Origin of the sequence: Maribacter polysaccharolyticus (genome assembly GCF_028882255.1) — a bacterium.
Lineage (GTDB): Bacteria > Bacteroidota > Bacteroidia > Flavobacteriales > Flavobacteriaceae > Maribacter_A > Maribacter_A polysaccharolyticus.
In genome coordinates this window covers 437905-450653 of record NZ_JARBUY010000002.1, presented here as the reverse complement: position 1 = coordinate 450653, position 12749 = coordinate 437905, and the positions used below count along the sequence as shown (strand labels likewise).

Annotated in this window: 12 protein-coding genes; 2 read left to right on the top strand and 10 right to left on the bottom strand. The window is 45.2% G+C overall.

From position 1 onward, the window contains the following. Nucleotide 1: 1 nt before the first annotated feature. The 8 genes from PHU20_RS07880 to PHU20_RS07845 all read right to left on the bottom strand — a co-directional run bounded on the left by PHU20_RS07880 (nt 2) and on the right by PHU20_RS07845 (nt 8451). Complete coding sequence (locus PHU20_RS07880) at nt 2–2437, bottom strand: glycoside hydrolase family 94 protein (RefSeq protein ID WP_274824809.1); 2436 nt, start codon at nt 2435–2437, stop codon at nt 2–4. Between the two features lie 90 nt (nt 2438–2527). Beyond that, entirely contained in the window at nt 2528–4147 is a 1620-nt protein-coding gene (locus PHU20_RS07875; protein WP_274824808.1) for an MFS transporter, read from the bottom strand. A 160-nt stretch (nt 4148–4307) separates the two neighbouring features. Further along, nucleotides 4308–4583 carry an ATP-dependent Clp protease adaptor ClpS gene (locus tag PHU20_RS07870; protein ID WP_274824807.1) on the bottom strand — a complete coding sequence of 92 codons (276 nt, stop codon included), beginning with the start codon at nt 4581–4583 and terminating at the stop codon, nt 4308–4310. A gap of 31 nt (nt 4584–4614) precedes the next feature. Beyond that, on the bottom strand, nt 4615–5451 hold the full coding sequence (gene prmA / locus PHU20_RS07865; protein WP_274824806.1) for a 50S ribosomal protein L11 methyltransferase: 837 nt from the start codon (nt 5449–5451) through the stop codon (nt 4615–4617). Between the two features lie 79 nt (nt 5452–5530). After that, nucleotides 5531–6280, bottom strand: coding sequence for a triose-phosphate isomerase (tpiA, locus tag PHU20_RS07860; RefSeq protein ID WP_274824805.1), 750 nt, complete (start codon nt 6278–6280; stop codon nt 5531–5533). Continuing rightward, complete coding sequence (locus PHU20_RS07855) at nt 6270–6803, bottom strand: TlpA family protein disulfide reductase (protein ID WP_274824804.1); 534 nt, start codon at nt 6801–6803, stop codon at nt 6270–6272. The genes tpiA and PHU20_RS07855 overlap by 11 nt, the downstream gene beginning before the upstream one ends. Before the next feature lie 11 nt (nt 6804–6814). Then, on the bottom strand, nt 6815–7909 hold the full coding sequence (locus PHU20_RS07850; RefSeq protein WP_274824803.1) for a BT_3928 family protein: 1095 nt from the start codon (nt 7907–7909) through the stop codon (nt 6815–6817). Continuing rightward, on the bottom strand, nt 7906–8451 hold the full coding sequence (locus tag PHU20_RS07845; protein WP_274824802.1) for a DUF1599 domain-containing protein: 546 nt from the start codon (nt 8449–8451) through the stop codon (nt 7906–7908). The genes PHU20_RS07850 and PHU20_RS07845 overlap by 4 nt, the downstream gene beginning before the upstream one ends. 115 nt (nt 8452–8566) lie before the next feature. Here PHU20_RS07845 and folP point away from each other — a divergent pair, with 115 nt between their 5' ends. Together folP and cdaA are read left to right on the top strand one after the other, a co-directional pair. After that, nucleotides 8567–9388, top strand: a complete 822-nt coding sequence (gene folP, locus PHU20_RS07840) for a dihydropteroate synthase (RefSeq protein ID WP_274824801.1) — start codon at nt 8567–8569, stop codon at nt 9386–9388. 56 nt (nt 9389–9444) lie between these two features. After that, entirely contained in the window at nt 9445–10230 is a 786-nt protein-coding gene (gene cdaA, locus PHU20_RS07835) for a diadenylate cyclase CdaA (protein WP_274824800.1), read from the top strand. Here the strand turns inward: cdaA and PHU20_RS07830 are convergent. Both PHU20_RS07830 and truA read right to left on the bottom strand, forming a co-directional pair. Next, complete coding sequence (locus tag PHU20_RS07830) at nt 10227–11993, bottom strand: ABC transporter ATP-binding protein (RefSeq protein ID WP_274824799.1); 1767 nt, start codon at nt 11991–11993, stop codon at nt 10227–10229. The two genes, cdaA and PHU20_RS07830, sit on opposite strands and share 4 nt — an antisense overlap. Further along, the gene (gene truA / locus PHU20_RS07825) at nt 11990–12736 is read right to left on the bottom strand and encodes a tRNA pseudouridine(38-40) synthase TruA (protein ID WP_274824798.1); all 747 of its coding nucleotides are present in this window, start codon (nt 12734–12736) and stop codon (nt 11990–11992) included. The genes PHU20_RS07830 and truA overlap by 4 nt, the downstream gene beginning before the upstream one ends. Between the last annotated feature and the right edge of the window lie 13 nt (nt 12737–12749).

Sequence of the window (12749 nt, the reverse complement as noted above, 5' to 3'; positions counted from 1 at the left end):
GTCATCCCATGATCACCAGTACCGAATGCGCTTGTCCGGCTTCCAGAATGGGAACCGTTTTGGAAGCGATTTCCGACCCGTTCACCAAAATGCGCTTTACGCCTTTACTGATATGGTCGGGATTCCGCACCTCGATATGATAAATGGCCCCGCGAAATGACCGTGTCATTTTGAATCCGTCCCATTTTGAAGGAATACAGGGATCGATGACCAAGCCATCATAATCGGTCTTTATGCCGAGGATGTATTGGGTAATCGCAAAAAAGTTCCAGGAAGCGGTACCCGACAACCAAGAGTTTTTGGCCTCCCCGGGTTTGAACGCTTCCTTACCGGCGATCATTTGGCAATACACATACGGTTCTACCCGGTGCAGTTCCGAAATATCCTCCAAGAAACTAGGGGCTATCTTGGTGTAATATTCGTAAGCCCGGTCGCCCCTACCCAAAACGGTTTCCCCGATCATGATCCAAGGGTTGTTATGGCAAAAGATGCCCCCGTTTTCCTTATAACCTGCAGGATAAGTGGAAATCTCCCCATATTCGATATGGTATTTGGTAAAGGCCGGACTGTTCAAAACGATTCCGTATTCACAATCGAGATGCGCTTTAACCGCATTCAATGATTTTTCCACCATACCTTCTTCCTGACCGATCCCGGCCATCGTACACCATCCTTGGGATTCTATAAAGATCTTGCCTTCCTCATTTTCATTGGAGCCTACTCTCTTCCCGTAATAATCGTAGGCACGAAGGTACCAATCCCCGTCCCACCCATAGGTTTTTACGGCTTCGATCATGGCATTCACATGCTTTTCGGCCGCTTCGGCCTTGGTATCCTTACCTACCCTTCTGCACAGTTTCACATATTCCTTCCCATAGACCACGAAAAGTCCGGCAATCATCAGCGATTCCGCCGTACTGCCTTTTTTATTCCCTGTGGTCTGGAACGATTCGTTGGGGTCTTCGGAAAAACAATTCAGGTTTAAACAATCGTTCCAATCGGCACGCCCGATAAGGGGCAATCCGTGTGGACCCAAATTATTCACCACATGGTAGAAAGAGGCTTTTATATGGTCGAAATGGGGTTTGGCACGTGAGGGATCATTATCAAAGGGCACCATTTCATCCAAGAGTGCGAAATCGCCCGTTTCCTTAATGTATTCCGTGGTAGAAAGTATCAACCATAAGGGGTCGTCATTAAAATCGCCCCCAATGGCCGAATTCCCTTTTTTGGTCAATGGTTGGTATTGGTGGTAGCAGGAGCCGTCCTCGAACTGGGTTGATGCGATATCGAAAATGCGTTCCCGGGCCCGTTCCGGAATCTGGTGCACAAATCCGATCAGGTCCTGATTGGAGTCCCTAAAGCCCATTCCACGCCCAATACCCGACTCAAAGAAGGAAGCGGAGCGCGACATATTAAAGGTGACCATACATTGGTATTGGTTCCAGATATTCACCATCCGGTCCAAGCGGTCATCCCCCGATTGAATGGTGATCTTGCCCAACAATTGGTCCCAGTAGTTCCGCAAGGCATCATAAGCCGCATCGATTTTTTCAACCGTATCGAATTTGGCCATCATGGCCTTGGCCGGTTTTTTATTGATCACCAACTTACTTTCCCATTTATCGTGCTTGTCGACCTCAACATAGCCCAACATAAAGATAAAATCCCGCGATTCGCCCGGAAGCAATTCCACTTCCAAATAGTGCGATGCGATGGGCGACCACCCATGGGCCACGCTGTTCTTCGGGCTACCTTCATTGACGACATCGGGGTTATCAAAACCATTGTACAGTCCCAAGAACGATTCCCTATCGGTATCATACCCGGCTATCGGGGCATTTACGTTATAAAAGGCATAATGGTTACGTCTTTCCTTGAACTCCGTTTTATGGTAAATGGTGGAATCCTGGATCTCTACTTCCCCCGTGGAAAAGTTACGTTGAAAGTTGGTCATATCGTCCTCGGCATTCCATAGGCACCACTCGATAAAAGAAAACAGTTTTAATTTTTTGGTGTCGGAAGCGGTGTTCTTTAAGGTTACTTTTTGAAGCTCGCCCCAAAATCCCAAGGGTATGAACTGAAGGATCTGGGCTTGCACCCCGTTCTTTGAACTATTGAATTTGGTATAGCTCATCCCATGGCGGCATTCATAACTATCCAGAGGGGTCTTCATGGGTTTCCATCCCGGGGACCAGGTGGTATCCCCATCCTTGATATATAAATATTTCCCCCCATCATCAATAGGGACATTGTTATATCGGTAACGGGTCAATCGTCTGAATTTGGCATCCTTATAAAAGGTATAGCCCCCACCGGTATTGGACGTTAAGGAAAAGAAATCCTCATTGCCCAAATAATTGATCCATGGATATGGCGTCTGGGGGTTGGTGATGACATATTCCCTATGCTGATCATCAAAGTATCCGAATCTCATGTTGCTAATTTTAAGGTTTTTAATCGCTTTGTTATTTTATGGGAACAGCCATGGCCTTACCCCGAATGTGCCTTCCCTTTAGTTTCCAAATTACTGTTTATGGGTACGTTCTTGCAGCCTTCTTTTCTGAAGTTCCAAGGTGATCGCATCCAATTTCTTTTGGGTCAAAGGATACAGGAACATGAACCCTGCCGCGATGACGGTGATCACTGTGGGTACCCAACTCATCAACATTTTTATGCCCGGGATGGCCCCTTGTATGGCGTCGACATCTTGACCGTTATATTGAAATGCCCCTAGGACCATTCCGATGATCGCCCCGGCAATTCCACCACCGAATTTGGTGGCGAACGAACCCGCGGAATAGATAAGTCCGGTTGCCCTTCGTCCATTCTTGAATTCGGAATAATCGGCGGCATCGCCCAACATGGCAAAAAACAAGGTTGGTAAAATAGCGGCAGCGAATTCCGAGAGGATACCAATGGTGAATATTGCGGTAATATCTTCTGGACCGCAAAAGAACAACAAGGCATTTACCCCTCCCGAAAACAACAAGGCCGCTATAAAAAGATTGCGTTTCCCGAATTTTTTACCCAAAGGTGCCGTTGCCATGGCCCCCAATACCGATACTATCATGAGTCCGATCAAGAAAGAGGCCCCCAAGAGTTGATCGTTAAGGTAATGGGTAAAATAAATGATAACGATACCCTGTTTGATGGAGTTATAGACATTGAACAATAACCCTATGGCCAACAAAACCAACCATGGCTTGTTCGTAACCAAGTCCTTGAAATCCTTTTTGAGGTTGTTCTCCTGTGCTTTTGGCGGTTGTATCCTTTCCTTGGTGGTATAGAAGGTCAAGAACATGAATAGGGCCAAAAAGACCGACATGAGGTACATGGCCCGGCCATATCCTTTCTTCTGATCGATTATGGTGAGCTTATCCGCAGTCAGGTTTTGTTCCCCTTCAACAATAAAGGCATACTCTTGATTCGCCTGCATGGAAAAACTTTTGCCGGGAGTGGGTGTATTATCCCCAATAACATTTTGGGTATCGTCCCAAGTGAAATTGGCGATCCCATCATCCGTTTTGATATTCACGTTTTCTACATCGGAGGGGGCCGAAACCACCACCTTGAATTTATCGTCATCCAAGGGAGCTACGGCAATGGTCGGGTCTACGTTGCCATAATAGGCCACCAAGAACAACAGTGCCCCTTGTACCAACATACCTCCACCGAAGGCCCCGACCATACGGTAAGACCCTAAACTGGTACGCTCTTTATCATCACCGGTCATGACCGCCATTAAGGCCCCATAAGGCACATTGTTCGCGGTATAGATCAAAGTAAAAAAGATATAGGTAACATAGGCGTAAACGATTTTTCCGGTCTCGCCCAAATCGGGACTTGTGAACAATAAGGACAGGATTACCGCCAAAGGTATGGCCGTCCATAAGATCCATGGGCGGAATTTCCCGTATTTTGAAGTGGTGCGGTCGCCGATAATGCCCATTAGTACATCGCTGATACCATCGCTAAAACGGGCAACAAGCATAAGTACCCCAACAGTTACGGGGCTCAACCCAAATACATCGGTATAGAATATGAACAAAAAAGTGGCTACCCCCCTCCATGCGATATTCGCCGCACCATCCCCAAGGGCATACCCTATTTTTTCCTTGATCGAGAGCTTATCAGAAGTAGACATGGTTCTATCGGATTGATTACGGACTAAAAATAATCAATGGTTTAAGGCCCCACTAATGCAATATAATCTTTTAGTGCGCTAAATCTGTTACGAAATGATATGGGAAATCCCCAAGGGCAATTGCCAACAAAGTTGTATTATAAGAGGGGGGGGAAACCGATCAGACGATCTCCGCACTCAAACCCGCCTGCAGTAAACGGCTGCACCGTGGTTTCAAATCGTTGTATTCACCGGTCTTTACCGTACATTTACCATTGTAATGAACAATCAAAGAGCATTGTTCGGCCTGTTCGGGTGTATGTTCACATACATCGATCAAGGTATTGATGACATGATCGAAGGTATTTACGTCATCATTGAAAAGTACGATTTCGTTTTGCTTTACGGTTTCTTCCTTAAGCAGTAATTCTTCCGAAGTTTTCTCTTTAGTGCCCATAATCCAGTATTTAAAATCGGAATAACAATCCCTAAATTACATATTTTACGGCAACCCAATTATTTTTTTCAAGATTTTTTTCGAAACGAAGTCCATATTCACTGCATTTCCCAGTGATTTTAGGAATATCCTCTTTATAAAAACCGCTAAGGAACAGTACGCCCCCTTCGGTAAGGCATTTTGCATATTCGGGAATATCGGCGAGGAGTATATTCCTGTTTATATTGGCGATGATCACCTCATACTTTCGATCTTTCAACAGGGAAGCATCCCCTTCGTACACGGTGATATGTTTACAATTATTGCGTTCCACATTTTCCAAGGCATTCAAATAGCACCAATTGTCTATATCTATGGCATCCAAGGCGGTTGCCCCCTTCATCTCCGCCAAAATGGCCAGAACCCCTGTACCACATCCCATATCCAGGACTTTTTTCCCCTCAAAATCGTGCCCAAGGATAAACTGTAACATCATATGGGTGGTTTCGTGGTGGCCCGTACCAAAACTCATTTTAGGCTCTATGACGATATCGTAGGTAACGTTGGACTTTTCATGAAAAGGGGCCCGTACCTCACAGGCATTGTCAACAGTGATCGGATTGAAATTCCGTTCCCAGGTCGCATTCCAATTCTCCTGTTCAATCTCTTTGATTTTATAAGAGATGGTAAAGTCTGGATGGGTCAAAATACCTACCTCTTTTAACATATCGGAATTCCAGTCCTCTTTTTGGATATAGGCCTGGATCCCGGTTTCGTGCTCCACGAAACTTTCAAAACCGATCGCCCCCAATTCGGCGATCAGAATGTCTGACGTGGGTTGCAGGGGTGAAATTTCGAAATTGTACTCAATATAAACGGTATTTGACATAGTTACAGGTTTCTGGGAAAAGAATGCCCCTTAAAATACAGGTATTCAAGGGGCATCAAAATTACAAATATTCTTGGGCTTAGATCGCCTTTACAATGGCAATAAAATCATCGGCTACCAAAGCGGCACCACCGATCAAACCACCATCGACATCGGGTTTAGAGAAAATTTCCTCAGCATTGCCCGGTTTTACACTACCTCCATAAAGAATGGATACCTTATCGGCAATCTCTTGGTTAAATGCGGCAGCGATGGTCTTACGTACAAAAGCGTGCATTTCCTGAGCTTGTTCCGGAGAGGCCGTTTCACCCGTACCAATGGCCCAAACAGGCTCGTAGGCCAATATGATGCTGTCCCATGCCTTGGCATCCAATGCGAAAAGGGCATTCTTCAACTGGCTTTCAACGACCTTGAAATGGTTGCCCGATTTACGGTCGTCCAACTCCTCCCCAAAACAGAACATTACCGTCATGTTCTTGGCAAGGGCCGCTTTGACTTTTTTCGCTAAGATCTCATCGGTTTCCCCAAAATAAGCCCTGCGTTCCGAGTGGCCTAAAATAACGGTGTTGATTCCGATGTTCAATAACATATCCGCGGAAATTTCACCCGTATAGGCCCCGCTTTCCGCAAAATGCATGTTCTGGGCGATCACCTCTATGGTGGAATCTTCCAATTGGCTTACGGCACTGGCCAAGTTTACAAAGGTCGGAGCTACCATTACCTTTGCGGTGGTATCCGGTACTTTTGCGGCAACCTCTGCCAATAAGGCTTCGGTCTCTGCCAAGTTCTTATTCATTTTCCAGTTTCCTGCTACTATTTTACTTCTCATGATTTGTGTGGTTTCTTAATTGTTCTACAATCGATTTATCACTTGCCTTTATGGCCTTATATAATTTAATTTTACCTTCTGGATCCAGCACCATGTATCTGGGGATCCAATCCAGATCAATGTCTTGGAACAATTCCGATTTCCAACCATCGTTGGCCCAATAATGTGCTCCTTTCGCTATCTTGAACTTTTCGATTCCCTGTTTCCAACTGGCTTCATTCTTATCCAAGGAAATGAACACCACTGCCATATCGGGGAAATCCCTTTGCAACTCCTTTACCTTTGGCATCGCTACGACACAATCCTTGCACCATGAGGCCCAGATATCCAAAAGTACGGTTTTACCGCCATGGGCATCGATGATGGACTTAAAAGTAACCGCTTCCCCATCCAGATCCAACAGAACATCGTTCAATGCCGCTTTTGAAAAAGAATGCTCTTGGGCCTGTATCGTCATAAAAGAAGATAAGACCAGAAGTATGTAAATTTTTTTGATTCCTTTTCCCATTGTTTTTCCCGGCATTTGTATCCCGATTAAAAAATCAAATCGTCCAAATCGTTATAATGTACCTTTTGCGTAATGGTGCCTTTCTCTAAGGTCAACACCCCGGGATTGGAACGCACTACGGTTTTCAAAGCCGTCTCATCGGTAAAATAAAACTCGATATCAAGATTATACTTTTTAACCAATTCAGCGGTTTTGTCAGGACCTGAGGCCGACATTCCTATTACCTTATACCCATTATCCTTTGCTTTCGGGATCAACCGGGCCAGTTGGGTGAATGCCTCTAGATCACTACTTTGTAGATTATAGGAAATGACCATCATCAATTTGGGTTCTTCCAACAGCTCCGCTGCAAAATCGACCCCTTCCTGTTCTATGGTAAAATCGTGTATGGGCGGTTCATACCCCTTTACGATCTCGGTGGTTTCCACATCAACGAAATCCCCGTCCACCGATGGGTACCCGCCGTTGGTAACCACGACCTGTTCTTCCCCGTCGACGTTGAATTTCCATGCGTATTCAAAAACGGGCTTTTGGGCATCCTCGGGCATTGTCATTCCTTCCGGGATATTGGCCCCGATCTTATAAGGCCTAAAATCGATTACCGGAAGGTGGTTTAAAACATGATGGGCAAAGAGCACACAGAACACCAAAGCCAATGCGGTGATCCCCCTTCTTATGTTAATTCCGAAAATCGGTGTTAAATATCTTTTTCCAAGGATCAACACGACGATGAACACCAACAGAACCATATCCTTGGTAAATGAGCCCCAAGGCGTCAAATTCACGGCATCCCCAAAACAACCACAATCGGTTACCTTGTTGAAATAGGCCGAATAGAAGGTCAAAAAACCAAAGAATACGATCATCAGGAACAAACTCCACAAGGTAAACTTCGTCTTGTACCCCAACAGCAACATCACGCCCAATAGGATTTCAAAAACCACCACAAAAAGGGCAAAGGCAAGGGCGTAAGGCGTTAAAAAAGTAAGGTTTAGGACCGCTTCGCTAAAATATTCCTCCAATTTAAAGGTAAAGCCCACAGGGTCGTTAAGCTTTACGAAACCACTGAAAATAAACAACAAACCAACGAATAATCTACTGAATCCGACTAGGTATTTCATTTGGAATTTTCTTTTAAATGTATCATTGCAAAAACGGCGTAGTTTACCATGTCCTGATAATTGGCATCAATACCCTCACTCACCAAGGTCGCCCCTTTATTATCCTCGATTTGTTTAACCCGTAAGAGCTTTTGAAGGATCAGATCGGTCAAGGAACTGACACGCATATCGCGCCAAGCTTCCCCGTAATCGTGGTTTTTGTCCTCCATTAAGGATTTTGTGATCGCTGCATGCTTATCGAACAACGCCACTGCTTCCGGCTCGGACAGATCCGGTTGATCGACCACCCCTTTTTCCAATTGGATCAGGGCCATGATCGAATAGTTGATGATTCCGATGAATTCGGAACGCTCATCCTCGTCCACTTTTCGCACCTCATTTTCTTGAAGCCCACGAATGCGTTGTGCCTTGATAAAAATTTGATCGGTCAAGGAAGGTAAACGAAGAATACGCCAAGCGCTGCCGTAATCTTTCATCTTTTTCTGGAATAAATCCCTACATATCTTAATTACGGCGTCATATTGTTCGGAAGTCTGCTGCATGTAGTATCACTAATTTGCGTAAATTTCGCCTAAAAAAAATTAAACCCCAAAGTTCGTGTTTTAAAGTTGGTTTATCAAACTTTAGAGGGGCAACTTTGCATCTAAATTGAGTTGTATGACCTTGAACTGTAACGGAAAGCTTATCGATTTGTCTACCCCCAAAATAATGGGCATTCTCAACCTTACCCCGGATTCATTTTTTGACGGGGGAAAATACAGGAATGAACCCGAGATTTTGGGCCAAGTCGAAAAAATGTTGGAAGAGGGAGCCACCTTTATCGATGTAGGCGCCTACAGTTCCCGACCGGGGGCTGCCCCGGTATCTTTGGAAGAGGAAATGTCGCGAATGATTCCCGTGGTACAACGGATAATACGTGAATTCCCGGAAACCATACTTTCGATAGACACCTTTCGCAGTCAGGTAGCCTTGGCCAGTTTAAATGAAGGGGCTGCGATCATCAATGATATTTCCGCAGGACTGCAAGACGAGGATATGTTCCGAGTGGTTTCCGAACACGGGGCCCCTTACATCATGATGCACATGCGGGGCACCCCGCAGAACATGCAGCAGCATACCGATTACAAAGACCTGATGACCGAATTATTGGCGTATTTCTCAGAAAGGATCGCCAAAGCAAGGGAATATCACATCAACGATATCATTATCGATCCCGGGTTCGGATTCAGTAAAACTTTGGAACAGAATTATGAACTGCTGAAAAAAACCGATCTACTCCACATCTTGGAATTACCCATTTTAGTCGGAATAAGTAGAAAATCGATGATATACAAAGTACTTGACAAGACCCCACAAGAAGCCTTGAACGGCACCACCGCCCTACATATGGTCGCCTTGCAGAAAGGGGCCCAAATCTTAAGGGTACACGATGTGGCCGCCGCTGTGGAATGCGTTAAATTAAACCAACAGTTCAACTAATCCATCAGAGGTATCGTTGTTCATCAAATTTTGTTAATTTTACAAAAAAGCTAGGATTGGATTTTTTGGATTTTCTCGACTTTAAGATTACCGATATTCTCGACATTTTCTTAGTCGCCGTACTGCTATATTACATCTACAAACTTGTTCGGGGATCTGTAGCGATAAATATTTTCATTGGGATCGTCATCATTTGGGGGTTTTGGAAACTTACCGAATTGCTGCGTATGGAAATGATCAGTAGTATGTTGGGGGGCTTTATGCAGGTAGGCCTTATTGCCCTGATCATCGTTTTTCAACAAGAGATCCGGAAATTCTTGCTTATGGTGGGATCCACGAATTTAGCCAACAAGCGGAATTTCATTCGCCGGTTTCGTTTTTTAAGGCCCGATGGGGTCAAAACGAATATCGATGTGGATGCCATTTTGGATGCCTGTGAGGTCATGGGACGGACCAAAACCGGAGCGATAATCATCATCAAACGAAATAATTCGCTTGATTTCATTAAATCTTCCGGGGATAGCATGTATGCAGAGGTCAATAAGCCCTTGTTGCGGAGTATTTTCTTTAAAAACAGTCCGTTACATGATGGTGCCGTCGTGATCGAGGACAATTATGTGGTGGCCACCCGTGTGATCCTTCCGGTATCGAATGAGCGCAGTATTCCCCTTCGGTTCGGATTGCGCCATAGGGCCGCAGTGGGCATTACCGAAAGAACCGATGCCCTAGCCATAGTGGTCAGTGAGGAAACCGGAAACATCTCCTATTTTAAAAATGGGGAATTCGTTATGTTCAGTGACTATGCCGAATTAAGCAACCTTATCAAGGAAGACCTGTCCTAAACCGCTTCCTCTGCCACGAATTGGGCCTCATAAAGTTTGTTGTAATAACCGCCTTTTTTCAGGAGTTCGCTGTGGGTTCCCGATTCGACGATCTTACCGGATTCCATCACCAATATCCTATCGGCCTTTTTAATGGTCGCCAAGCGATGTGCGATGATAATGGATGTCCTACCTTCCGTGATCTTATCGGTGGCACATTGGATCAGACGTTCGGAATAGGTATCGACCGAAGAAGTCGCCTCATCCAAGATCAAGATACTGGGATTACTCACATAAGCCCTTAGAAAGGCGATCAATTGACGTTGCCCACTGGATAACATGGAGCCCCGCTCCTTTACATTGAACCCATAACTGCCCGGAAGGCTTTCGATAAACTCATCTACCCCGATCTCCTTGGCCGCCGCTCTAACCTCATTGAGGCCTATATGTTCATTCTTTAAGGTAATATTGTTTAAAATGGTATCGGCAAAAAGAAAGACATCCTGTAAGACCACGGCAATATGGGAACGCAGCTCGGCCAACTTATAGTCCTTACTATCGACACCATCAATCAATATCCGCCCCGAATCAATTTCATAAAAACGGTTCAGCAGATTGATTATCGTTGATTTCCCGGCACCGGTAGCCCCTACAATGGCAATGGTTTCCCCGGCCTTGGCCCGAAATGATATCCCATGAAGCACTTCCTCGTCCCGGGTGTAACCAAAATGCACATCGGTAAATTCAATATCACCCCGTACATCGGCCTCCCCATGGGATCCAAAATCCTCCATCTTGCTTTTGGTGTCCAAGATCAAAAACACCCTATTGGCCGCCACCATACCCATTTGTAAGGTATTGAACTTATCGGCAATCTGCCTTAATGGCCTAAAAAGCATCTCGATACAAAGGATATAGGCAAAAATGGTACCCGCCTCCCCATCTGAAATATTGGCTACATTCAAGAGTCCGCCGTACCAAACCACCAATCCAATGGCCAAAGAACCGACGATTTCAGCCACAGGGAAAAAGATGGAGTTGTACCATACCGTTTTTAACCAGGCCAACTTATGCTTTTCATTGATTTCCCGGAATTTTTCACTCTCGATTTTTTCGCGGGTAAACAATTGAACGACTTTCATTCCCGCGATCCTTTCCTGGACAAAGGAATTTAAATTGGCTACTTGGGCCCTAACCTCAATAAAGGCCACCTTCATCGCCTTTTGGAACAATCGTGTGGCATAGAGAATGATCGGCAGCAATGAAAAAACGATCAACGCCAGCTTCCAATTCAGATAAACCATCAATGCGGCCGCTGCCACCATTTTCAATAAATCGGCAATGATCACGAAAAAGCCCTGACTGAAGATTTCACCAATACGCTGCATATCGGCCACGGCCCGGGTAACCAAAACCCCCAAGGACGAGTTGTCGAAATAGGTCATTTTAAAACCCAACATATGCCGAAACAGCCGAATACGGACATCCTTGATCACCGACTCCCCCAACCAATTCGCATAATAATTGAAAAGCAACTGAAAAGTGACCTGGAACAGTAACACCACCAACATGATCACTGAAAGTAAAAGCAGTTTATCGGCTTTGGCCGGAATAATGGCCTCATCGATGAGCATGCGCAATAAATACGGTGTCATTACCGCAAATGCAGAAAGTAAGATCGCGGAAAGGGCCACCCCGTAAAAAGTAAGCTTATAGGGCTTGGTAAACGCCATTAAACGTTTGAACAAACCGGTATCAAATGCTTTTCCTGAATCTTTACTCATATTTTACGTAATGGTTCTGGGTAAATAATTTTGGTCAAATATAATCCTTTTGCAGGCACTGATGGCCCTGCCAAGGACCTGTTCTTACTGTTGAGGATCCGGGCCACATGATCCACATCGGTTTTCCCAACCCCGACATCCATGAGTGTACCCACCACGGCCCTGACCATATTGCGAAGAAAACGATCGGCGGTGATCGTAAAAACCAACTTATCGGAAGCCGCGGTCCATTCCGCCTTTCTTACATCACATAAATAGGTATGCACATCGGTATTCGATTTTGAAAAACATTCAAAATCACTATGGTCCAACAATAACTTGGCGGCATCGTTCATCGCCTCCACATCAAGGGGATGTTTTACATAGTGGGCCGTGTGCCAATGAAAAGGATCTTTCTTCTGAACGACCCAATATTCATAGGTACGCTCAATGGCATCGAATCTTGCATGGGCACTGTTTGCTACCGGTATCAGTTCACAAACGGCAATATCCTGAGGCAAAAAAGCATTCAACCGATAAATGAAACCATCGGCATCGATTTCCCCTTCATGATCGAAATGGGCGTACATTTGCCTGGCATGCACCCCGGCATCCGTCCTGCCCGCACCGACCAAGGCTATTTTTTCCCGAAGCAACTTGGACATGGCATCTTCCATTACTTCCTGTACCGTGATGGCATTGGGTTGGTTTTGCCAGCCATGGTACGACTTACCGAAGTATGAAAAAACGATAAAATATCTCAAGTGAATCGCCTAT

Excerpts from the sequence above, each read along its gene's own strand:
- PHU20_RS07845 (WP_274824802.1), bottom strand. The coding sequence starts at position 8,451 with ATGCAGCAGACTTCCGAACAATATGACGCCGTAATTAAGATATGTAGG.
- PHU20_RS07850 (WP_274824803.1), bottom strand. The coding sequence starts at position 7,909 with ATGAAATACCTAGTCGGATTCAGTAGATTATTCGTTGGTTTGTTGTTT.
- PHU20_RS07855 (WP_274824804.1), bottom strand. The coding sequence starts at position 6,803 with ATGCCGGGAAAAACAATGGGAAAAGGAATCAAAAAAATTTACATACTT.
- folP (WP_274824801.1), top strand. The coding sequence starts at position 8,567 with ATGACCTTGAACTGTAACGGAAAGCTTATCGATTTGTCTACCCCCAAA.
- PHU20_RS07880 (WP_274824809.1), bottom strand. The coding sequence starts at position 2,437 with ATGAGATTCGGATACTTTGATGATCAGCATAGGGAATATGTCATCACC.
- PHU20_RS07875 (WP_274824808.1), bottom strand. The coding sequence starts at position 4,147 with ATGTCTACTTCTGATAAGCTCTCGATCAAGGAAAAAATAGGGTATGCC.
- PHU20_RS07870 (WP_274824807.1), bottom strand. The coding sequence starts at position 4,583 with ATGGGCACTAAAGAGAAAACTTCGGAAGAATTACTGCTTAAGGAAGAA.
- tpiA (WP_274824805.1), bottom strand. The coding sequence starts at position 6,280 with ATGAGAAGTAAAATAGTAGCAGGAAACTGGAAAATGAATAAGAACTTG.
- PHU20_RS07830 (WP_274824799.1), bottom strand. The coding sequence starts at position 11,993 with ATGAGTAAAGATTCAGGAAAAGCATTTGATACCGGTTTGTTCAAACGT.
- prmA (WP_274824806.1), bottom strand. The coding sequence starts at position 5,451 with ATGTCAAATACCGTTTATATTGAGTACAATTTCGAAATTTCACCCCTG.